Origin of the sequence: Streptomyces nanhaiensis (assembly GCF_046614825.1) — a bacterium.
In the GTDB taxonomy this organism is placed as follows: Bacteria; Actinomycetota; Actinomycetes; order Streptomycetales; family Streptomycetaceae; genus Streptomyces; species Streptomyces radiopugnans.
The window spans coordinates 16,164-37,777 of sequence record NZ_JBKJFM010000008.1 but is presented as its reverse complement, the minus strand read 5'-3'; the positions used below and the strand labels follow the sequence as shown (position 1 = coordinate 37,777).

Annotated in this window: 22 protein-coding genes; 7 read left to right on the top strand and 15 right to left on the bottom strand. The window is 69.6% G+C overall.

What is annotated here, in order from left to right:
- Positions 1–16: 16 nt before the first annotated feature.
- From ACLIYP_RS04530 to ACLIYP_RS04515, 4 genes are read right to left on the bottom strand one after another with little or no spacing between them, the layout of a single operon-like run.
- Complete coding sequence (locus tag ACLIYP_RS04530; RefSeq protein WP_412711838.1) at positions 17–1,375, bottom strand: NADH-quinone oxidoreductase subunit D; 1,359 nt, start codon at positions 1,373–1,375, stop codon at positions 17–19.
- The gene (locus ACLIYP_RS04525; RefSeq protein ID WP_412711837.1) at positions 1,375–2,100 is read right to left on the bottom strand and encodes an NADH-quinone oxidoreductase subunit C; all 726 of its coding nucleotides are present in this window, start codon (positions 2,098–2,100) and stop codon (positions 1,375–1,377) included. The genes ACLIYP_RS04530 and ACLIYP_RS04525 overlap by 1 nt, the downstream gene beginning before the upstream one ends.
- A complete protein-coding gene (locus tag ACLIYP_RS04520) occupies positions 2,097–2,651 on the bottom strand; it encodes a NuoB/complex I 20 kDa subunit family protein (RefSeq protein WP_093660456.1) in 555 nt (184 codons plus the stop codon). Before ACLIYP_RS04520 ends, ACLIYP_RS04525 begins: the two co-directional genes overlap by 4 nt.
- 10 nt (positions 2,652–2,661) lie before the next feature.
- Positions 2,662–3,021 (bottom strand): NADH-quinone oxidoreductase subunit A, encoded by a 360-nt coding sequence (locus tag ACLIYP_RS04515; RefSeq protein ID WP_206348966.1) that lies wholly within the window; start codon positions 3,019–3,021, stop codon positions 2,662–2,664.
- Positions 3,022–3,737: 716 nt separating this feature from the next.
- Here ACLIYP_RS04515 and ACLIYP_RS04510 point away from each other — a divergent pair.
- A complete protein-coding gene (locus ACLIYP_RS04510) occupies positions 3,738–4,562 on the top strand; it encodes a C40 family peptidase (RefSeq protein ID WP_412711836.1) in 825 nt (274 codons plus the stop codon).
- A 112-nt stretch (positions 4,563–4,674) separates the two neighbouring features.
- Here the strand turns inward: ACLIYP_RS04510 and ACLIYP_RS04505 are convergent, their stop codons facing one another.
- Positions 4,675–5,970, bottom strand: coding sequence for a geranylgeranyl reductase family protein (locus ACLIYP_RS04505; protein WP_412711835.1), 1,296 nt, complete (start codon positions 5,968–5,970; stop codon positions 4,675–4,677).
- 165 nt (positions 5,971–6,135) lie between these two features.
- Positions 6,136–6,828 (bottom strand): demethylmenaquinone methyltransferase, encoded by a 693-nt coding sequence (locus ACLIYP_RS04500; protein WP_412711834.1) that lies wholly within the window; start codon positions 6,826–6,828, stop codon positions 6,136–6,138.
- A 225-nt stretch (positions 6,829–7,053) separates the two neighbouring features.
- Here ACLIYP_RS04500 and ACLIYP_RS04495 point away from each other — a divergent pair, with 225 nt between their 5' ends.
- From ACLIYP_RS04495 to ACLIYP_RS04485, 3 genes are all read left to right on the top strand, one after another.
- On the top strand, positions 7,054–7,479 hold the full coding sequence (locus ACLIYP_RS04495) for a type VII secretion target (protein ID WP_412711833.1): 426 nt from the start codon (positions 7,054–7,056) through the stop codon (positions 7,477–7,479).
- Positions 7,476–9,749 (top strand): hypothetical protein, encoded by a 2,274-nt coding sequence (locus tag ACLIYP_RS04490; RefSeq protein WP_412711832.1) that lies wholly within the window; start codon positions 7,476–7,478, stop codon positions 9,747–9,749. Before ACLIYP_RS04495 ends, ACLIYP_RS04490 begins: the two co-directional genes overlap by 4 nt.
- A gap of 125 nt (positions 9,750–9,874) precedes the next feature.
- A complete protein-coding gene (locus tag ACLIYP_RS04485; protein ID WP_412711831.1) occupies positions 9,875–10,525 on the top strand; it encodes a hypothetical protein in 651 nt (216 codons plus the stop codon).
- Position 10,526: 1 nt separating this feature from the next.
- Here ACLIYP_RS04485 and ACLIYP_RS04480 read toward each other — a convergent pair whose 3' ends face one another.
- The 3 genes from ACLIYP_RS04480 to ACLIYP_RS04470 form a co-directional block, all read right to left on the bottom strand.
- Positions 10,527–11,084: an imidazolonepropionase-like domain-containing protein gene (locus tag ACLIYP_RS04480; protein ID WP_412711830.1), complete on the bottom strand. Its 558-nt coding sequence runs from the start codon at positions 11,082–11,084 to the stop codon at positions 10,527–10,529.
- A gap of 21 nt (positions 11,085–11,105) precedes the next feature.
- Positions 11,106–12,305 carry a cyclic dehypoxanthinyl futalosine synthase gene (gene mqnC / locus ACLIYP_RS04475; RefSeq protein WP_412711829.1) on the bottom strand — a complete coding sequence of 400 codons (1,200 nt, stop codon included), beginning with the start codon at positions 12,303–12,305 and terminating at the stop codon, positions 11,106–11,108.
- Positions 12,306–12,487: 182 nt separating this feature from the next.
- The gene (locus ACLIYP_RS04470; protein WP_412711828.1) at positions 12,488–13,363 is read right to left on the bottom strand and encodes a menaquinone biosynthetic enzyme MqnA/MqnD family protein; all 876 of its coding nucleotides are present in this window, start codon (positions 13,361–13,363) and stop codon (positions 12,488–12,490) included.
- Between the two features lie 241 nt (positions 13,364–13,604).
- Here ACLIYP_RS04470 and ACLIYP_RS04465 point away from each other — a divergent pair, with 241 nt between their 5' ends.
- Entirely contained in the window at positions 13,605–13,808 is a 204-nt protein-coding gene (locus ACLIYP_RS04465) for a cold-shock protein (RefSeq protein ID WP_093660436.1), read from the top strand.
- Between the two features lie 244 nt (positions 13,809–14,052).
- Here the strand turns inward: ACLIYP_RS04465 and ACLIYP_RS04460 are convergent, their stop codons facing one another.
- From ACLIYP_RS04460 to ACLIYP_RS04435, 6 genes are all read right to left on the bottom strand, one after another.
- On the bottom strand, positions 14,053–15,465 hold the full coding sequence (locus ACLIYP_RS04460) for a dicarboxylate/amino acid:cation symporter (RefSeq protein WP_412711827.1): 1,413 nt from the start codon (positions 15,463–15,465) through the stop codon (positions 14,053–14,055).
- Positions 15,466–15,930: 465 nt separating this feature from the next.
- Positions 15,931–16,287, bottom strand: coding sequence for a DUF4229 domain-containing protein (locus tag ACLIYP_RS04455; RefSeq protein WP_412711826.1), 357 nt, complete (start codon positions 16,285–16,287; stop codon positions 15,931–15,933).
- Between the two features lie 28 nt (positions 16,288–16,315).
- Positions 16,316–16,840 (bottom strand): GNAT family N-acetyltransferase, encoded by a 525-nt coding sequence (locus tag ACLIYP_RS04450; RefSeq protein ID WP_412711825.1) that lies wholly within the window; start codon positions 16,838–16,840, stop codon positions 16,316–16,318.
- A gap of 45 nt (positions 16,841–16,885) precedes the next feature.
- The gene (gene mqnE, locus ACLIYP_RS04445; protein WP_412711824.1) at positions 16,886–18,049 is read right to left on the bottom strand and encodes an aminofutalosine synthase MqnE; all 1,164 of its coding nucleotides are present in this window, start codon (positions 18,047–18,049) and stop codon (positions 16,886–16,888) included.
- Between the two features lie 130 nt (positions 18,050–18,179).
- Positions 18,180–18,638: an Lrp/AsnC family transcriptional regulator gene (locus ACLIYP_RS04440; RefSeq protein ID WP_093660428.1), complete on the bottom strand. Its 459-nt coding sequence runs from the start codon at positions 18,636–18,638 to the stop codon at positions 18,180–18,182.
- 105 nt (positions 18,639–18,743) lie between these two features.
- The gene (locus tag ACLIYP_RS04435; RefSeq protein WP_412711823.1) at positions 18,744–19,469 is read right to left on the bottom strand and encodes a UbiX family flavin prenyltransferase; all 726 of its coding nucleotides are present in this window, start codon (positions 19,467–19,469) and stop codon (positions 18,744–18,746) included.
- 96 nt (positions 19,470–19,565) lie between these two features.
- Between ACLIYP_RS04435 and ACLIYP_RS04430 the strand changes: the two genes are divergently transcribed.
- Positions 19,566–20,783, top strand: a complete 1,218-nt coding sequence (locus ACLIYP_RS04430) for a hypothetical protein (RefSeq protein ID WP_412711822.1) — start codon at positions 19,566–19,568, stop codon at positions 20,781–20,783.
- Between the two features lie 169 nt (positions 20,784–20,952).
- A complete protein-coding gene (locus ACLIYP_RS04425; protein ID WP_093660422.1) occupies positions 20,953–21,573 on the top strand; it encodes a rhomboid family intramembrane serine protease in 621 nt (206 codons plus the stop codon).
- Positions 21,574–21,614: the final 41 nt, after the last annotated feature.

Genomic DNA, 21,614 nt, shown 5'->3' with positions numbered 1-21,614 from the left:
CCGAGCGATACGTCTGTCACCGGTCGACGCCTCCCATCACGGGGTCGATGGACGCGACGGCGACGATGACGTCGGCGACCTGGCCGCCCTCGCACATCGCCGCCATGGTCTGCAGGTTGGTGAAGGACGGGTCGCGGAAGTGGACCCGGAACGGGCGGGTGCCGCCGTCGCTGACCGCGTGCACGCCCAGCTCGCCCTTGGCGGACTCCACCGCGGCGTACGCCTGCCCCGGCGGCACCCGGAAGCCCTCCGTCACCAGCTTGAAGTGGTGGATGAGGGCCTCCATCGAGGTGCCCATGATGTTCCTGATGTGGTCCAGCGAGTTGCCGAGCCCGTCGGGGCCGAGCGCGAGCTGCGCGGGCCAGGCGATCTTCTTGTCGGCGACCATCACCGGGCCGGGCTCCAGCCGGTCCAGGCACTGCTCGACGATCCGCAGCGACTGGCGCATCTCCTCCAGCCGGATCAGGAAGCGGCCGTAGGAGTCGCAGGTGGTGTCGGTCGGGACGTCGAAGTCGTAGGTCTCGTAGCCGCAGTACGGCTGCGCCTTGCGCAGGTCGTGCGGGAGTCCGGTGGACCGCAGGATGGGGCCGGTGGCGCCGAGCGCCATGCAGCCGGCCAGGTCCAGGTAGCCGACGTCCTTCAGGCGTGCCTTGAAGACGGGGTTGCCGGTGCAGAGCTTGTCGTACTCCGGCAGGTTCTTCCGCATCTTCTTCACGAACTCGCGGACCTGGTCCACCGCTCCGGCCGGCAGGTCCTGGGCGAGGCCGCCGGGCCGGATGTAGGCGTGGTTCATCCGCAGGCCGGTGATGAGCTCGAAGAGGTCCAGGACCAGTTCGCGGTCCCGGAAGCCGTAGATCATCACCGTGGTGGCGCCCAGCTCCATGCCGCCGGTGGCGATGGCCACCAGGTGGGAGGAGATCCGGTTGAGCTCCATCATCATCACGCGGATGACGCTGGCGCGGTCGGGTACCTGGTCCTCGATGCCCAGCAGCTTCTCCACCGCCAGGCAGTACGCCGTCTCGTTGAAGAACGGCGTGAGGTAGTCCATGCGCGTCACGAAGGTCGTGCCCTGCGTCCAGTTGCGGTACTCGAGGTTCTTCTCGATACCGGTGTGCAGGTAGCCGATGCCGCAGCGGGCCTCGGTGACCGTCTCGCCGTCGATCTCCAGGATGAGCCGGAGCACGCCGTGCGTGGACGGGTGCTGCGGGCCCATGTTGACGATGATCTTCTCGTCGTCGCCCCTGGCGGCGGCGGTGGCGATCTCGTCCCAGTCGCCGCCGGTGACGGTGTAGACGGTGCCCTCGGTGGTCTCGCGGGCGCTCGCCTGTGACGCCGTGGGGTCCGTCGCGTGCGGGGTTGCGTGCGAGGTGCTCATCAGCTGTACGACCTCCGCTGGTCGGGAGCCGGGATCTGGGCGCCCTTGTACTCGACGGGGATGCCGCCGAGGGGGTAGTCCTTGCGCTGCGGGAAGCCCTGCCAGTCGTCGGGCATCATGATCCGCGTGAGCGCGGGATGGCCGTCGAAGACGATGCCGAAGAAGTCGTACGTCTCGCGCTCGTGCCAGTCGTTGGTCGGGTAGACCGAGACGATCGACGGGATGTGCGGATCGCCGTCGGGCACGCTCACCTCCAGCCGGATCAGCCGGTTGTGGGTGATCGAGCGCAGGTGGTAGACGGCGTGCAGTTCGCGCCCGGAGTCGCCGGGGAAGTGGACGCCGCTGACGCCGGTGCACATCTCGAAGCGCAGCGCGGGGTCGTCGCGCAGGACGCGGGCCGTGACCGGCAGGTGGTCGCGGGCGATGTGGAAGGTGATCTCGCCGCGGTCCACGACCGTCCTCTCGATCACCTCCTCCGGCACCAGGCCCTGCTCCTCGAGCGCGCCCTCCAGTTCGTCGGCCACCTCGTCGAACCAGCCCCCGTACGGCCGGCCCGACGCGCCCGGCAGCCGGACGGTGCGCACCAGCCCGCCGTAGCCGGAGGTGTCGCCGCCCTCCTTGGCGCCGAACATGCCGCGGCGGACGTCGATCACCTCGCCCGTCTCACCGCGCGGCGAGGGGACGGCGCCGTTGCCGCCGCCACCGTTGCTCTGCTCGTCGCTCATCGGAGCAGCCCCTTCATCTCGATCGTCGGAAGCGCCTTGAGCGCCGCCTCCTCCGCCTCGCGGGCGGCCTGCTCCCGGTTGACCCCGAGCTTCTCGCCCTGGATCTTCTGGTGGAGCTTGAGGATCGCGTCCAGCAGCATCTCGGGGCGCGGCGGGCAGCCGGGCAGGTAGATGTCGACCGGCACGATGTGGTCGACGCCCTGCACGATCGCGTAGTTGTTGAACATGCCGCCCGAGGAGGCGCACACGCCCATGGAGATGACCCACTTGGGGTTCGGCATCTGGTCGTAGACCTGCCGCAGGACCGGCGCCATCTTCTGGCTGACCCGGCCGGCCACGATCATCAGGTCCGCCTGCCGGGGCGAGCCGCGGAAGACCTCCATCCCGAAGCGGGCGAGGTCGTAGCGGCCGGCGCCGGTGGTCATCATCTCGATGGCGCAGCAGGCCAGGCCGAAGGTCGCCGGGAAGACCGACGACTTGCGCACCCAGCCCGCGGCCTGCTCGACGGTGGTCAGCAGGAAGCCGCTCGGCAGTTTCTCTTCGATACCCATGTGTACGCCCCTAGTCCCATTCCAGGCCGCCGCGCCGCCAGACGTAGGCGTAGGCGACGAAGACGGTGAGCACGAAGAGCAGCATCTCCACGAGCCCGAACAGCCCCAGGACGTCGAAGGTGACGGCCCAGGGGTAGAGGAAGACGATCTCGATGTCGAAGACGATGAAGAGCATCGCCGTCAGGTAGTACTTGATCGGGAAGCGCCCGCCTCCCGCTGCCTGCGGGGTGGGCTCGATGCCGCACTCGTACGCCTCGAGCTTGGCCCTGTTGTAGCGCTTGGGGCCGACGATCGAGGCCATGACCACGGAGAAGACAGCGAAGGCTGCCCCGAGCGCTCCCAGTACGAGGATGGGCGCGTAGACGTTCACCGCTCCTCGCTCCTTCCAGTCGACGACGCTGCCGGCGGGCCGTTGCGGGCCGTTTTCGGACCGGTGTTCCGTTCACGAAGATCGCGTATATGTGAGGCAGTTCACAAGCCCGAGTCGACTGCATCCTATGCCCGTCCTTCTGTGATCTGCGACACGGGGTGCGGCAACAAGTTTGTGATCTCCACCACCTGACGAATGATCATGAAGCCGGATGGACGGCGATCTTCACACGTGAAGCGGCCGACTGATCACCACACGTGACATTCCGGCGCGTCTTCGCTGATCGGAGGGGGTGCGCCCTATCAAATGATGCCCACTACAGGCAAATTTGCCCTGGACATCCTGGCTTGGTAAACGGCGCGGAGCGCACCTCCGGCGAGGCCGGGGGGAGACGACCGCGAGGCCGCCTCCGCACCCCTCCGGGAACCCGGCGCGGCAAGATCGTGAATCCGTGCTCAATCTGTGACCTCCACCACGCCCGGACCCCGCGGCGCGAGCCCGTCTTTGCGCGGGGAGGACCGCCCGTGCTAGGCGCGCGGAGCGAAGTGGATCAATCGGACAATGTCATGGTCACGGCCTCTTAACGGGGCAATGATCGACTTCCGGGAGAGGCATCCGTAGCGCCGCGCTCCGCCCAAAGTGGGCGCGTACACGCCGAGTGTGGCGCAACACACCTTTGTTGAACGGAACCTCCCACGGCTGATAGCCGTGGTGGCATGTCCCAGACCGCCCACATACCCGGCCACCGGAAACCCCGTCGAGCCGGCAGGAACCCCCTGCTGCGCACGGGCGTTGCCGGTGGCGTCCTCAGCACCCTCGCGGTGACCGCCGCGGCCGCCCCCTCCTCCGCCGAGGAGCGGAAGACGGCCGCCGACACCGCCGAGATGCCCGTGATCGTCCCCGACGCGGCCACCGGCGCCCTGCGGGCCGCCGACGCCAACCGGACGGTCGCGACCCGGTACGAGACCGAGGCCGCGCGGATCCTGGCCGCCGAGCAGGCCATGGAGCGGGCCGGTGAACTGGCCGAGAGGAAGAAGGCCGAGGCCGAGCGCAGGGCGGCGGAGGCCGCCGAGGCCGAGCGCGAGCGCGCCGCCCGGGAGCGCGCGGCGCGCGACTCCCGGCGCACCACCCTCGGTGCCGCCCCCGCCGCGACCGATGCCCCCGCCGCCTCCGCACCGGCCGGCAGCGGCAACGTGGCGACCCTGGTGGGCTTCCTGCGCGCACAGGTCGGCAAGGCGTACGTCCTCGGCGCCACCGGCCCGAACGCCTACGACTGCTCCAGCCTCACCCAGGCCGCCTTCCGCCAGATCGGGATCAGCCTCCCGCGGACCTCGCAGCCGCAGTCCACGGCGGGCACCCAGATCCCCCTGAGCAGCGTGCGGCCGGGCGACATCCTCTACTGGGGCAGCGCCGGCAACGCGTACCACGTCGCCGTCTACATCGGGAACGGCCGCTTCGTCGGCGCCCAGAACCCCTCCACCGGCGTCGCCGAGCGCGACATGGGCTACGACATGCCGACGGGCGCGGTGCGCGTGCTCTGACGCCGCGCGGCGCGCGTACGGCACGTACACGCACGTGCACGGCGAAGGGCCGTCCGGTTCTCCCGGACGGCCCTTCGCCGCTCCTCGGCGCCCTCTCCCGAGCGGCGGCGTACTACGCGCGCGGGGCGACCTTCGTCAGCCCGTTGATGATCCGGTCCATCGCGTCGCCGCCCGTCGGGTCCGTCAGGTTCGCCAGCAGCTTCAGCGTGAAGCGCATCAGTACCGGGTGGGTCAGGCCGCGCTCGGCTGCCAGCTTCATGACCTTGGGATTGCCGATCAGCTTCACGAAGGCGCGGCCCAGCGTGTAGTAGCCGCCGTAGGTGTCCTTGAGGACCCTCGGGTAGCGCCGCAGCACCAGCTCGCGCTGCGCCGGACTCCGCCGGGCGTGGGCCTGGACGATGACGTCGGCCGCGATCTGCCCGGACTCCATGGCGTACGCGATGCCCTCGCCGTTGAACGGGTTGACCATGCCGCCCGCGTCACCGACCAGCAGCAGCCCCCGCGTGTAGTGCGGCTGCCGGTTGAAGGCCATCGGCAGGGCCGCGCCGCGGATCGGACCGGTCATGTTCTCGGGCGTGTATCCCCACTCCTCGGGCATCGAGGCGCACCACGCCTTGAGGACCTCGCGCCAGTCCAGCTCCTTGAAGGACGAGGAGGTGTTGAGCACTCCCAGACCGACGTTGGAGGTGCCGTCGCCCATCCCGAAGACCCAGCCGTAGCCGGGCAGCAGCCGGTCCTGCGCCCCCCGCCGGTCCCACAGCTCCAGCCAGGACTCCAGATAGTCGTCGTCGTGGCGCGGCGAGGTGAAGTACGTGCGCACGGCCACGCCCATCGGACGGTCCTCGCGCCGGTGCAGGCCCATCGCCAGCGACAGCCGCGTGGAGTTGCCGTCCGCGGCGACCACCAGCGGGGCGCGGAAGGAGACCGGCGTCTTCTCCTCGCCCAGCTTCGCCTCGACACCGGTGATCCGGCCCGTGCGCCCGTCGGTGATCGGCGCACCGACGTTGCACCGCTCGTACAGCCGGGCCCCGGCCTTCTCGGCCTGCCGGGCGAGCTGCTCGTCGAAGTCGTCGCGCCTGCGGACCAGTCCGTAGTCCGGGAAGCTCGCCAGCTCCGGCCAGTCGAGCTGGAGCCGGGTGCCGCCGGCGATGATCCGCAGGCCCTTGTTGCGCAGCCAGCCCGCCTCCTCGGAGACGTCGATCCCCATCGCCACGAGCTGCTTGACCGCACGCGGGGTCAGCCCGTCGCCGCAGACCTTCTCCCTGGGGAAGGCGGTCTTCTCCAGCAGCAGGACGTCGAGCCCGGAACGGGCCAGGTGGTAGGCGGTGGTGGACCCGGCGGGGCCGGCCCCGACCACGATCACATCGGCGCTGTGCTCGGAGGCTGCCTTCGAGGGGGACTCGGTCACGACGGACTCCCGCAAGACTCGGTATTCAACGTGCCGGTCGCGCCGGGCACTGGACGGAAGCAGTCTATGCAGGGGCCTTCGGCCCGCCGGAGAAGGGATGCGCGGGCGAACTCCCGCTCCCCGCCGACGATCGCCCGGTCCGCCCGTCCCGTACCGCTCCCGGTCCTACGGGGCGAACCCCCGGTGCAGGGCGACGATCCCGCCCGTCAGATCGCGCCAGGCGACCTTCTCCCATCCCGCGTCCTGGAGCCTGCGGGCCAGGCCGGGCTGGTCGGGCCAGGCGCGGATGGACTCGGCGAGGTAGACGTAGGCGTCCGGGTTGCTGGAAACGGCCTCCGCCACGGGCGGCAGGGCCCGCATCAGGTACTCGGTGTAGACCTTGCGGAAGGGCTCCCAGGTGGGGTGGCTGAACTCGCAGACGACGACCCGGCCGCCGGGCTTGGTCACCCGCAGCATCTCGCGCAGCGCGGCGTCGGTGTCGCGGACGTTGCGCAGCCCGAAGGAGATGGTGACGGCGTCGAACGCGTCGTCGGCGAAAGGCAGCCGGGTCGCGTCCCCGGCCGTGAACGGCATCCACGGCTCGCGCTTCTTGCCCTCCCGCAGCATCCCGAGGGAGAAGTCGCACGGCACGGTGTACGCGCCGGCCGTGGCGAACGGCACCGACGACGTCCCCGTCCCGGCCGCCAGGTCCAGCACCCGCTCCCCCGGCCGCGCGTCCACGGCGCGGGCGACCTCGCGCCGCCACAGCCGGGCCTGCCCGAGGGACAGCACGTCGTTGGTGATGTCGTACCGGGCCGCCACCTTGTCGAACATCGCGGCGACTTCGTTGGGCTGCTTGTCCAGGGATGCGCGCGTCATGTGCCCATCCTCCCAGCCCCACCCCCCTGCCCCCGCCCCGGCTCCCCGGCGCATGGGCGCGCGGGGCTTCCGGGCACCGCCGCGAACCGGCCGGCCACCGTGAGGGCCGCGACCGTTCGGATCCGGCCGATCCGGCCAGGCCACGCCCAAGCCCTTTGCGATGCCACCGGCGGGTGCGTTACACACTGCCTCCGTAGATGTACCGACTGCCACCACGGGGGGATCGTGTCGTTCGACGAAGAGTGGGCCCAACTCGTGGCCAAGGCCACCCGCGAGCAAGCGGCCCGCACCCGCCTCAACGGGGACAGCGGTGGGGGCGGCGGGAAGAAGCTCAGCGTCACCCCGAGCGAGCTCACCAAACGTGCGGGCAAGGCCGACACCGTCCGAGGCAACCTCGGCAAGGCGGACGACGCCACGATGAGGGAGACAGCGCAGGTCGCGGCCGGGCTGACCGGTTTCAAGTCCGCAGAGGCCTTCGCAACCTTCGCAGAGCGTTGGGAAGAGCAGATGAAGTACCTGCAAGGTCTGCTGAGCGACGGCGTCGCGAAGCCACTGCGTACGGCAGCGAACGATTTCCAACGCGAGGACGAGGACCGGGCCAAGGTGATCGACGGGCTGAAACTCGAAGAGGACGAGACGGGGAAGAAATGACGCTCGGCTACAGCACCGTCAAGAACGCCGATCTCGCCCCGCTGGCCGAGGCTGTCACCAAGTGGCGGAACCTGCCCGGTCAGTTCGACACCATCGCCACCTCCTTCAGGAACGAGGTGTCCAAGGCCCTGCGCACCTCCGACTGGGATGGGAAAGCCGCAGAAGCGGCCTTCAAGAAGTTCGACGAGGTGGAGAGGCAGTTCAAGAACGCCTCGGAGGAAGCCAAAGACATCCATCGCCTGCTCGACAGTGCGCTGGAGAACTTCCGCTCCGCCCAGAAACGCATCCGTGACGTCACCAACGAGGTTGCCGAGGACAAGAACCTGAAGATGTCCTCCAGCGGCCTGGTGTACCTAGACCCGGATGACAAAAAAGAGCCCGGCCGGCTCGCCGTCCTCAAGCAGGCATACGAGGATGTGGTCCGCGGTTACAACGAAAAGATCAAGACGGCGCTCGCTGACGCCACCGAGGCGGATACAGCGCTGCACTGGGCCCTCTCGCAGGATCCCAACGGGCGCTCGTCCGGCTTCCACCCGGACATGTTCAACAGCGTCAAGGACGCTCAGCAGGGGCGCCGCGAAGCCCGAAAGGACGCCGATACCCTCGTCAAGCTCACTGCTCTCGGAAGAGAAATGACCGACGAGCAACTCAAGCAGTTCAACCGCCTGGCCAGGAAACATGAGGGCGACCCCTACTTCGCTGAGCGTTACGCGACCAAGGTCGGCCCCGAGGGAACCCTGCGCCTCTGGCAAGGCATCGCCGACCAGCGACGCCACTCCGACAAGGACGCGGTGAAGACTCTGGCGGACATCCAGAAGTCTCTGTCCCACACACTCGCCACCGCCTCTCACTCCGAGAGCGACGCCATGCGGGAGTGGAAGAGGGAGATGATCGGACTCGGGGACGACCGTATCCAATTCACCCACTCAGGCGCGGCGGCTAACCTTCCGAGCCAGGGATCCTACGGTTTTTCCATCATGAGCAGCCTGATGCGCCACGGTGAGTACGAAACCGAATTCCTCAAAGAGTACGGCAACGAGCTCTACTACTTCGAGAAGGAACACGAGGGCGATCTCGAAGGTCTCTGGTACGTCGACGATCACAAAGCCCGTCTCAATTTCGGATCCGACGAAGGCAATGATCCCATGGCCGGCTACTTGGAGGCCCTCGGTCACAATCCGGAAGCTTCCAAGGCGATGTTCAACTCAGAACCCTGGGCTGCAAACGGAAACCACGAAAGCAACCTCAGCCCGTTCCTCGACTATCTGATGCGCGAACGTGACTGGCTCCAAGACCCGACGGCAGGCGAAGACGCCCACAAAGGCTACGGGTACGACGAATTTGGGCACGCACTGGAGTCGGCGACCCTCGGAGTCCCATACGATCGTCCCGATCTCGGCCTGAAGCGCGACGACATGACAGCGAACATCATGAGCCAAGTTGTCGCAGTCGTCAGCACAGACGCGAGTTTCGCTTCCGACAGGCCCGGAGTGGGGGACAGCTTGGCAAAGATGGGGGCTGGCTACATCGATGATCTGCACTGGGCTGTCTCTGACTTCGGGGGTGCGGACTACACAGAAGAAGCAAGAAACTCCGCTTTCCGCCACAAAGAAGGGGACGGCCATTTCAGCGTAAATGCCAGCACGGCCGAAAAGTTCCTGGCTTCTGTCGGAGGAAGCGAAGGCGGCTACGAAATACTTGCTTCAGCTCAGCAGGAGTACGTTGCCTCCCTGATGAGAGTTCAGCCCGAACCGAATGATGAGGCGAAGCTGATCCTAGAAGCAGGATCCAAGTTCAACGGAGTGATTGACGGTGCGCGAACCCTCGAAATCATGAATACATACGGGGACAACAAAGAAGAGGCAGAGCGCAAGTTGACCGAAGCTGCAGAGTGGGAAAAATTTGCCGTCAGTCAGGGAATCGGGTTGGGTGCCGGACTTCTGACCCTTCCCTTTGGTGGTCCTACTACTTCTGCAGCGGTAGCTTTCGCGGTTCCCGCCGTGGTGGAAGGGGTGGCGAGCGCCACGGAAACCCAATACGAAGTATCGCTGAATCGCCAGCTAAAAGAAAAGATGGATAAATTCGAGGAGGAAAACAGGATAGACGTCATGGAATTCTACGACCGAGGGAAGGCCCGATCCGTGGACCCGCTCGACGCTTTCGTAAGCGCTCACGGGATCTCACCAAGCAGCCCTTGGCTTCAGGAAATCAATCTCGAGGACAGATACGACACCGGACGCAACGATATTACACCGCTGTTTCGACAGTAGCCTGAGTCGCCGGCGAAAGGGTCGGGACACAGACAAGCACGGCTCCAAACGGAAGCGCTCGACCAGACTCCAGCAGGTAAGCAATCTTCTCGGCTCGAAGAGAGAATCACCAGAGAGACGGTCCAGTGGAGAAAAAGATTTTTCGATTGCGCATCGCCTTCGCTCTCGGAAGCATCGCCTTGATGACATCATCATGCTTCAGCGGAGACAGAGGAGATTCAGTCACCGCACATGACGTATGCGGTGGCCTATCAGAGGCCGCCGCCTCCGCCATGGAGAAGATAACGGCGACAGAGGAATTCGGAAAGGATTCCGTCAGCGGCAAAGAAGAGTTCACGGACGCCCTCTTGTCCGACCTGAAGGCAGGAAGAGAGGGAAAGGAGAGAGAGTTCTGCCGAGTCCACCCCGACAAGAACAAGGATTCACCCGTTCCACGCATTCACTTCGGAATGCAAGACCGAGACGACATCCCCCCGGAAAAAGAAACAGCAGTCGTCGGCGAAGAAGATTTTCCTTTTGCCCTGCGGGCGACTTCCACATATACGTCTGCTGACGTATATTTCGAGTGTCGCTCAACCAGCACAGAAAGAAACAGCAGAGAACACCCTGTAGTGCATGGAAAACTTTCCTACGGCCCTCGGCTCGTAGGGGGGGAGGGTGGTTTGGACGCAATTAAACTGCACATGGACATACTTCAACATGTGGCGCGCAACATCGCGGGGGAACTGGGGTGCGAGGACCACGGGGACATCCCCGAGCGGGATGAGGCCTGGTAGGTCAGGCGCGGCGGTGGAGGAGGCGGCCGGCGAGGACCGTGGCGAGGCAGCGGCCGTCGGTGGCGTGGACGGCGAAGTCCGCGCGGGCGCCCGCGGAGAGGGTGGCGGGGCGGGGAGCGGCCAGGACGGTCAGGCCCGAGCGCTGGACGGCGGTGCGCACCGCGGGGCGGGTGAAGGGGCCGACGACGGAGGTGACGCCCTCGCGCAGGAGGCGCTGCAGGCCTCGGCGGGCGCTGTGCCCCCAGCGCACCTCGTCCATGGGGAGGGCCGCCAGGGCGGAGCCCGTGAGCGGATCGGTGCCGGGGATGCCGGGAAGGCCCACCTCGCGCGGGTCCGGGTGGTAGGCGGCCTCCAGCCACGCCGCCGCGTCCACCGCGCAGCGGCCGGGGGCCAGTTCGCCGGGCCAGTGGCGGACGCGGGCGGCCGGGTACGCCCCGGCGAGTTCGTCCGCCGGGCCGATAGCCACGATCCGGTCGCCCTCGACCGCCACCGCGTGCCCGGGCAGCCGCTCGCCGTCCTCGGTGAGGCGGACGGCGAGCGGGACGTGGATCGTCAGCACGGTATCGCGGGGTGAGGGCGGTCAGCCGGCGTCGATGAGCTTCAGCTCGGGATGCGCGGTGCCGCCCTCGATCGCGGTGGAGGACAGGTGGGAGACGACGCGGTCGTCCACCGGGTCCTTCGCCGGGTCGTCGTGGACGACCAGGTGCTCGTACGTCGTCGAGCGCTGCGCCGGTACGCGTCCGGCCTTGCGGATGAGGTCGATCAGCTCCATGCGGTTGGAGCGGTGCTTCGCCCCGGCCGAGGAGACGACGTTCTCCTCCAGCATCACCGAGCCCAGGTCGTCCGCGCCGTAGTGCAGGGAGAGCTGGCCGGTCTCCTTGCCCGTCGTCAGCCAGGAGCCCTGGATGTGGGCGACGTTGTCCAGGAAGAGCCGGGCGACGGCCAGGATGCGCAGGTACTCGAAGACCGTGGCCTGGGTGCGGCCCTTCAGGTGGTTGTTCTCCGGCTGGTAGGTGTACGGGATGAAGGCGCGGAAGCCGCCGGTGCGGTCCTGTACGTCGCGGATCATCCGCAGGTGCTCGATGCGTTCGGCGTTGGTCTCGCCGGTGCCCATCAGCATGGTGGAGGTGGACTCCACGCCCAGCCGGTGGGCGGTCTCCATGATCTCCAGCCAGCGCTCGCCGGACTCCTTCAGCGGCGCGATCGCCTTGCGCGGGCGCTCGGGGAGCAGCTCGGCGCCGGCTCCGGCGAAGGAGTCCAGGCCGGCGTCGTGGATGCGGCGGATCGCCTCCTCCACCGTCACGCCGGAGATCCGGGCCATGTGCTCGACCTCGGAGGCGCCCAGGGAGTGGATCACCAGCTCGGGGAAGCGCTCCTTGATCGCCGAGAAGTGCTCCTCGTAGTACTCCACGCCGAAGTCGGGGTGGTGCCCGCCCTGGAACATGATCTGGGTGCCGCCCAGCGCCACGGTCTCCTCGCAGCGGCGCAGGATGTCGTCCAGGTCCCGCGTCCAGCCCTTCTCCGTGTCCTTGGGGGCCGCGTAGAAGGCGCAGAACCGGCAGGCGGTCACACAGACGTTGGTGTAGTTGATGTTCCGCTCGATGATGTACGTGGCGATGTGCTCGGTGCCCGCGTACCGGCGGCGGCGTGCCGCGTCGGCGGCCTGGCCCAGCGCGTGCAGCGGGGCGTGCCGGTAGAGCTCCAACGCCTCCTCCGCGCTGATCCGCCCGCCCCCGGCGGCGCGGTCGAGTACGGACTGGAGGTCGGCGTTATCGGTCACCGGGCGGTCCTCTCGGGCTTGGCGGTCGGGTCGGTCGGGCTCGGCGGCCGGCCGGTCGGCGGCCACGGCGGCACGGCGTCCGATCCAGCGTACGCCAGCGTCCGGGCGGCCTTTCGGCAGGTCAGTCCGGCCCGCCCGGCCCGCCCGGCCACCGCTCCGGGCGGCCCCGGAGCGGTACGGCCTCAGCTCAGCAGGTCGACGCGCACATCGGCCGGGAATCCGGTGGTGGGACCGGTCCTGCGGGCGAACTCGGCGATGCCGCCCAGCTGTTCGGGCCCCAGCCGGAAGTCCAGGGTGGTGAAGTAGCGCTCCAGCAGTTCGGCGTCGAAGGCCTCCCAGCGGGCCGCCTGCTCCGCCACCTTGCCGACCTCCTCCAGGGACAGGTCGCGGGAGGCGAGGAAGGCCCGGTGGACCTCCCGCACGGTCTCCGGCTCGCGCTCCAGGTAGTCGCGGCGGGCGGCGAAGACGGCGAAGACGAACGGCAGGCCCGTCCACTCCTTCCACATCAGTCCCAGGTCGTGGACCCGGAGGCCGAGCCGGGGCGCGTCGTGCAGGGAGGCGCGCAGCGCGGCGTCGCCGATCAGCACCGCGGCCTGGGCCTCCTGCATCATCAGGCCGAGGTCGGGCGGGCAGGTGTAGTAGTCGGGGGCGAGGCCGTGGCGTTCGGCGAGCAGCAGCTGGGCCAGCCGCACCGAGGTGCGGGACGTGGAGCCGAGTGCGACGCGCTCGCCGTCGAGGGCGTCCAGCGGCACCTTGGAGACGATCACGCAGGACATCACCGGGCCGTCGCAGCCCACCGCGATATCCGGCAGCGCGACCAGCCGGTCGGCGTTGCGGAGGAATTCCACGAGGGTGATCGGGCCGATATCGAGATCCCCGTTCACCAGCTGTTCACTCAGCTTCTCGGGGGTGTCCTTGGTGAGCTCCAGGTCCAGCAGGGTGCCGGTGCGGGCCAGGCCCCAGTAGAGGGGCAGGCAGTTGAGGAACTGGATGTGCCCGACGCGGGGCCGCCTCCGCGGGGGCTCGGCGACGGGCCGGTCAGCGTCATTGGTGTCCACCTTGCGAGGCTATCCCCGCAGGTGCGGTCCACCCCCTCGGGGGTGCTCACCCGGACGGACGCGCCGGAACATGATCACCCTTCCCCTCCGGTGGGCACCGTGCTACGCTCACAGCAAGTTGCAGTTTGGTTTCCCTTGCAGTACAGAGCCTGCGGAGCATGTGACCGCGGGCTCTCGTCGTTTTCAGAGTTCTTAATCGGCTTCTGGAGCAGGGCAACCCTTATAGGCCCAAGGAGGGCTTATGGCTACCGGAACCGTCAAGTGGTTCAACGCCGAAAAGGGCTTTGGCTTCATCGCCCAGGACGGCGGCGGTCCCGATGTGTTCGTTCACTACTCCGCGATCAACGCCAACGGGTTCCGCTCCCTGGAGGAGAACCAGGCGGTCACCTTCGACGTGACGCAGGGTCCGAAGGGCCCGCAGGCGGAGAACGTCACCGCGGCCTGAGTTGCCCGGCTCGGCCAGACCTCCTGGCCGTGACGGCGTACGGCCGTCCGCGAGGGCGGTACGGCGTCGGCAGACGACCGGATAAGCAGTACCCAAGGAGCCCCCGCCACGGCGGGGGCTCCTGCCTTTCCCGGCCCCGGGCCGCGAGGAGCGCGGCACGGATCCGCGCCGGGACGGCCGCGGGCCCCTGCCGGCTCCCGGGTGCGGGAGCCGGCAGGGGCCCGCGGGCGTTGCGGGTGGCCGGTCAGGCGGTGGCGGGGGCCGGCTCGCCGCCCCGGCGGCCTCCCGCGCCTCCGGCGGAGGCGGCACCGGTGTCGGCATCGGCGTCGGCGATGTCGAAGCTCCGGGCACTGCGGAAGGCGTCCAGGTCGAGAATCCTCTCGCGGGCCGCGACCACGACCGGGACCGCCGCCTGGCCGGCGACGTTGGTGGCCGTCCGGATCATGTCCAGCACCGGGTCGATCGCCAGCAGCAGACCCACGCCCTCCAGCGGCAGACCGAGGGTGGAGAGGGTCAGCGTGGTCATCACGGTGGCGCCGGTGAGGCCGGCGGTGGCGGCCGAGCCGATGACCGAGACGAAGGCGATCAGCACGTAGTCGCCGATACCGAGGGAGACGCCGAAGATCTCCGCGACGAAGATCGCGGCGAGCGCCGGGTAGACCGCGGCGCAGCCGTCCATCTTGGTGGTGGCCCCGAACGGCGCGGCGAAGGACGCGTACTCCCTGGGCACCCCGAGCCGTTCGATGGCCTTCTGGGTCACCGGCATGGTGCCGACCGAGGAACGGGAGACGAAGCCGAGCTGGATGGCGGGCCAGGCGCCGCGGAAGAACTGCAGCGGGCTGACCCGGGCGGCCAGCGCCAGCAGCAGCGGGTAGACGCCGAACATCACCAGCAGGGAGCCGATGTAGACGTCGGCGGTGAAGGTGGCGTACTGGCCGATCAGGTCCCAGCCGTACTGGTCGATGGCGCGGCCGATCAGGCCGAGGGTGCCCAGCGGGGCCAGCCGGATCACCCACCACAGGGCCTTCTGCAGCAGGGAGAGGGCCGCCTCGGAGAAGGAGAGCAGCGGTGCGGCCCGCTCGCCGATCCGCAGGGCGGCTATGCCGGTGACGGCGGCCATGAAGACGATCTGCAGGACGTTCAGTTCGGTGAACGGCGTGATCACGTCGGTGGGGATGATCCCGGTGAGGAAGTCCAGCCAGGAGCCGGCCTGTTCGGGCCGGGCGCCGTCCTTGGGGGACAGGCCGGTGCCCGCGCCCGGGTTCGTGAGCAGACCGATGGTCAGGCCGATCCCGACGGCGATCAGCGAGGTGGCCATGAACCACAGCAGGGTGCGGCCGGCCAGCCGGGCGGCGCCCGAGACGTTCCGCAGGTTGGTGATCGAGACGGTGATGGCGAAGAAGACCAGCGGGCCGACGGCCAGCTTCAGCAACTGGACGAAGGTGCCGCCGATCCTGTCGAGGGCGGTGCTGAGCCAGGCGACGTCGCCGCTGCGGGCGACCCAGCCCAGCAGGGCTCCCAGGACCAGGCCGAGGAGTATCTGGGCCCAGAAGGGGACTCTGGAAAGGCCTGTGCGGCGCTTCGGTGCGGTGGACGCGGTGGACGCGGCGGTCTCGCCGGACTCGCCGGGCGCGCTGGACGGCGTGTTGGAGGACACGGACACACTCCGGTGGGACATGTGACGGGGACTGGGTTCTCTGGGTTCTGCGCGTTCTGTGCGTACGTCGGGACGACGGTGCCGGAGAACCCGGAAAGAGGGAAGAGCGCACCGGAGGTACCCGGCCGCCGTGGTCGCGCGGGACTCAGCCGATGCGACAGGCCGCGGACAGGCAGCGGCAGAGGTCGACGTGCAGCCGGGCCACGAGCATCGTGCTCCTGGCCTGGGAGGTGGTGCGGGCTGCGGTCGTCATGGTCCTCACGCTAACACCGGGCCCCGGGGCTTCCCGGGCGCCGCCTGGGCGGAACGGTTTCCGCCGACGCACAACGCCCCGCCGGGCAAAGGCATTCCCGGCGGGGCGTCGTGAGGGGGTGTGACGAGGGTTACGCGGCGCGAGGGGCCCGGAGCCGGGCCGGCGCCTTCCGGCCCGGCCGTAGCGGCCCGCCTCCGGCCCCGTCCCGCCGCCTAGTCCTCCTGGCTCTGGTTGGCGGCCAGCTTCCGCTTGGCCCGGTCCACGCGCTCGGCGATCTGCACGGACATCTCGTCGCGCTGCCTGCGCAGCAGCACCAGGCTGAGCGGCGCGGAGACGACCATGGCGAGCATCAGCAGCCACAGCGGGTTGGCCCTGCCGATGGCCTCGGGCAGTACGCCGGCGTAGGCGAGCACCGCGACGGCCACGAAGCAGGCGAGGAAGACGCCCAGCCGCATGGCCGTGTAGCGGAGCGTCGCGTGCGGCGTGCGGCCCGGCACTGCGCCGGACGCGGTCGCCGGCCCGGTGTCCGGCCCGGTGTTCGTGTTGCCGGTCTCCGAAGTGCTGGTCACGGTGGTGGATCCTTTCGGCGTGGCCGGGTCAGCTGAGCCGGAGCCACATGGTGATGTCGTCCCGGAGGTCGTCGTCCGCGACGCGGATGGCGTCGGGTACGCGTCCGACCTCCTTGTAGCCGCACGAACCGTAGAAGTGCTCCAGCCCGAGCCCGCCGCGGCAGGTGAGCCGGATGCCCCGGACGCCGTCCATGCCCCGGGCGGCCTCCTCCACGGCGGCCATCAGGGCCCGGCCCTCGCCCCGGCCCTGGCGGTCGGGGCGCAGCATCACGGTGTACAGCCACACCCAGTGTCGCATCAGCCGGTGTGTGTTCGGCATGAGGAAGGCGGTGCCCGCGACCCGCTCCTCCTCGTCGTACGCCGCCAGCAGCCGCGCCCGCCCCTCGGCCATCGCGGTCAGGTGCCGGATCAGCTCGGGCCGTACGTCCGCGTCGGTCACCGGTGGCACGAAGCCGACGGCTCCGCCCGCGTTGGTCACCTGCGCCCACAGGGCGCAGATCCCGTCGGCCAGCCGCCGGTCGACGGGAGGGTCGAGTACGTACCGCAGCGTCATCGAGCCGTCCTCAACGGTGTGTTCCGCGTCACGTCCGCCGCCGGATCACAGCCGCATCGGCTGCGGCGACTCGCGCCGCGCCGGGTCCGGGCCGTCGTACTCGCGGACGATCTCGTAGCGGGTGTTGCGCTCGATGGGGCGGAAGCCGGCGTCGCGGATCAGTTCCAGCAGGTCCTCGCGGGTGAGCTTGTCGGGGGTGCCGTAGTTGTCCGCGTCATGGGTGATCTTGTACTCGACCACCGATCCGTCCATGTCGTCCGCGCCGTGCTGGAGGGCGAGCTGGGCGGTCTGCACGCCGTGCATCACCCAGAACACCTTCACGTGCGGCACGTTGTCGAACAGCAGCCGCGAGACCGCGAACGTCTTGAGCGCCTCCGCACCGGTGGCCATGGTGGTGCGGGACTGGATCCGGTTGCGGACCTTGCCGTCCTTCATGTCCACGAAGTCGTGCTGGTAGCGCAGCGGGATGAAGACCTGGAAGCCGCCGGTCTCGTCCTGCAACTCGCGCAGCCGCAGCACGTGGTCGACGCGGTGGCGGGGCTCCTCGATGTGCCCGTACAGCATGGTGCAGGGCGTCTTGAGGCCCTTGGAGTGGGCGAGGCGGTGGATGCGCGACCAGTCCTCCCAGTGGGTGCGGTGGTCGACGATGTGCTGCCGCACCTCCCAGTCGAAGATCTCCGCGCCGCCGCCGGTGAGCGACTCCAGACCGGCGTCGATCAGCTCGTCGAGGATCTCGGACGCCGGCAGGCCGGAGATCGTCTCGAAGTGGTGGATCTCGGTGGCGGTGAACGCCTTCAGGGAGACGTCCGGCAGCGCCTTCTTCAGCTCCCGCAGCGAGCGCGGGTAGTAGCGCCAGGGCAGGGTGGGGTGGAGGCCGTTGACGATGTGCAGCTCGGTGAGGTTGTCGTCCTCCATCGCCTTGGCCAGCCGCACGGCCTCCTCGATGCGCATGGTGTACGCGTCCTTCTCCCCCGGCTTGCGCTGGAAGGAGCAGTAGGCGCACGAGGCCGTGCACACGTTGGTCATGTTCAGGTGGCGGTTGACGTTGAAGTAGACGGCGTCGCCGTTGAGCCTCGTGCGCACCTCGTGGGCTAGGCCGCCCAGCCAGGCCAGGTCGTCGGACTCGTACAGGGCGATGCCGTCCTCACGGCTGAGCCGCTCGCCGGCGCGGACCTTCTCCTCCAGCTCGCGCTTGAGCCCAGCGTCCATGCGTCGCCGCCTCCTTGTTCCTGTGTGGGGTCGCGGGTCGTGCGGGCCGTCCCTTTGCGGGCGACCCGTCGAGCCTACGCCTGCTCCGCCGCGCGCCCGGGCGGTACCCCGGGGCGCGCGGCGGGGGCGCTCACTCCTCCTCGGCGGGCAGTACGCCGACCCGGTTCTCCCACTTGGTGGAGAGCACGATGGTGGTGCGGGTCCGCGAGACGCCCTTGGTGCCCGAGAGCCTGCGGATCGTCCGCTCCAGGCCGTCCACGTCGGTGGCGCGGACCTTGAGCATGAAGGAGTCGTCCCCGGCGATGAACCAGCAGTCCTCGATCTCCGCCAGCTCCCTCAGCCGCTCCACCACGTCCTCGTGGTCGACGGAGTCCGAGAGCTGGATGCCGATCAGGGCGGTGACGCCCAGGCCCAGGGAGGGTGCGTCCACGGTCGCGCGGTAGCCGGTGATGACGCCGGCCGCCTCCAGCCGGTTGATGCGGTCGGTCACGCTGGGGCCGGAGAGGCCGACGAGCCGGCCCAGCTCCGCGTACGAGGCCCTGCCGTTCTCGCGCAGCGCCTGGATGAGCTGTCTGTCCACCGCGTCCATGCGTCCTGGTGCCTTCCGTCGTTCGGGCTGTCGTCCGGGCTGTCCGGCTGTCGGATACCGCAAGAGCTTTCCGTAATCGAATCTAAGGCATCCGGACTCGCCGCCCTACGACTGCCTCTGTGCGCCCCCCAGCTCGCCTTCCCATCGGCGGTAGAGATCGTGCGGAACGCCCAGTGCGTCCAGCGCGCGGCCGGCGACGAAGTCGACCAGCTCCTGGATGTGGGCCGCCCCCGCGTAGAACGCGGGCGAGGCCGGCAGCACCACGGCCCCGGCCTCGTCCAGGGTGACCAGATGCCTGAGCGTCTGGCCGTTCAGCGGTGTCTCGCGCACGGCGACGACCAGCGGGCGGCGCTCCTTGAGCGTGACGCTCGCCGTGCGCTGGAGCAGGTCCTTGGACAGTCCCAGGGCGATGCCCGCCACGGACGCGGTGGAGGCCGGTACGACGATCATGCCCCTGGCCGGGTACGAGCCGGACGACGGCCCGGCGGCCAGGTCGCCGGCGGGCCAGTACCGTACGGTCCCGCCGCCCGTGCCCGTCTCCGTGCCCGTCCCCCCGCCCGTTCCCGGACCGGGCTCGGGGATCGCCACGTCGTACGCGTCCGGGGTGCCGTCCGCCCCCCGGGCCAGCCAGCGCCGCAGGTCCTCGCGCCAGTGGGCGTCGCGGAAGGGGTGGCCGGTCTCGTCCAGCAGGGTCAGCCGGGAGGCCCGGCTGACCACCAGGTCCACGTCCTCGCCCGCCGCGAGCAGCGCGCGGATCACCGACGCGGCGTACGGCGTTCCGGACGCCCCGGACACACCGACGATCCACGGCCGTCGCACACTGTCACTCACGGCACCGAGCCTAACGGCCGCCGCACCGACCTCCCGCGCCGGCCGGGGCACCCTGGACCCTGGCCGTCTCCGCCCCCGAAGTAGTTGGATCGCCGCATGTCCCGTATGCCCCGCACGCCCACCGCGCACGTCGAGCACATCGAGCAGGCCGAGCACGTCGAGCACTCCAGCCACGTCCCGGACACCGGCAGCGCCTCGCGCTCCCGGCGCGCCCGGCGCACGGGACGCACCGGGCGCGCGGGCATGGCGGCGGCCGGCTGCGCCCTTCTGATCGCCGTCTCCACCGCCTGCGAGGCCCCTGGGAGGGCCGACGCCGAGACCAGGGTCCGCCAGTCCGCCGAGAGGCTCGGCGAGTGGGAGACGGTGTCGGTCACCGTGCGCGTCGAGGCCCCGGCCGAGGAGATACACGCATTCCTGCGGCGCAACCACGAGCGGGGCATAGGCCCGGCGGTCTCCCGGACCGACGCGCTGCTGCTGTCCCGGATGGAGACGGCGTTCGTGTTCGGCGCGGACAGACCGCTGAAGGACCTCGGCGAGAAGGACCGGCTCGACACGGCCGCGGCCGTGAACTTCGGCAACCGGGACGTGGCCGCCTACAAGTCGGTGGGGGCAGACTTCTACGTGCGCGCCGACTGGACGCGGCTGGCGCACGAGACGAACCGGAACCGCGAGACGGTGGTGCAGGCGGCCGAGCTGGCCCGCTCGGCGGGCGAGCTGCCGCCCTCCCTCGCCGCGGCCCGGGACATGTTCGAGGGCCGGTGGGTGCAGATCGACCCCGAGGAGTTCGACCACTTCGCGCGGGCGGTGGGCGGCAAGTACGGCGAGCGCGCCCAGCGGCTGGCCAACAGCGTGGACATCCTGCAGAGCGCGCGGGCCCAGCACCATGTGGTCGGCGCGGTGCGCCGGGCCCTGGACGACCACGCCGTCCTGCGGGACGCCGGGCGGGCGGACGGCACCGAGCGCGTCAGGGTGACCCTCCCGGCCCGGGAGGCCGCCGACGGCCTCGCACGGGCGCTGGCCCCGCTGGAGGACCGCTTCGACGGGATCGGGTTCTCCTGGCTGGAGCGGGCGCCGGACCGGCGGGTCACGGCGGAGCTGGCGCTGCGCGACGGCGTCCTGTCGGGAATGACGGTGGACCTGGCGCAGTTCACCGGGGAGACGGGTGCCGGGGAACCGGTGGAGATACCCCTCGCCATGTCCTTCGCGCCCGGTTCGGCGGTTCCGGTGAAGGCGCCGGAGGGCGCCAGGTGGCTGAACCCCCAGGACGTGATGGCCGCGGTGCTCTACGAGGAACTGGGATCGCCCCGGCCGTGAGGCGCCCCCGCCCCGGGAAGTCCCCGCCCCGGGACGCCCCGGCCGGAACTCCCGACACGTTCCGTGACGTTCTCCGGACGTACGCGGCGGTGGAACGGGCAGACCGAAGACGGCGCCGTCCGCGGTCGCGGCGACGGCGGCGACCGCGGTATCGAACGGAAGGGACCGGATGGTGTACGGATCTGCGGCCGGAGCAGCCCGCTCCTCACGCGCCTCCAGGGCCGTGTCGGCGGGTGTGCTGATGGCGTCCTGGGTGGCCCTGCTGTGGGTGCTGGAGGCCGTCGACGTGGCCACCGGCAACTCCCTCGACCCCTACGGCATCTCGCCGCGCGAGACGGAGGAGCTGGCCGACGTGGTGCCGGCGGCGTTCCTGCACTTCGGCTGGGACCACGTGGCGGCCAACAGCCTGCCGCTGCTGGTGCTGGGCTTCCTGGCGGCCGTCCGCGGGATAGGCCGCTTCCTGGCCGTCTGCCTGACGATCATCGTCGTCAGCGGCCTCGGCGTCTGGCTCACCGCGCCGGAGAACTCCCTGACGGCGGGCGCCTCGGGCGTGGTCTTCGGCCTCTTCGGCTATCTGCTGGTGCGCGGCTTCGTCGACCGGGACGCACTCGACATCACCGTGGGCATCACGGTCGTCCTGCTCTACGGCTCGATCCTGTGGGGCGTACTGCCCACCGCCCAGGGCGTCTCCTGGCAGGGCCATCTGTTCGGGCTGATCGGCGGGGTGCTGGCGGCGTTCTGGTTCCGCCGCTCGGCGCCGGCCGCGCGGGTGAGGCGGCAGATACCCTGACCCGCCCGGACGGGCGGGCAGGCGGGCCGCCTGACCTGCCA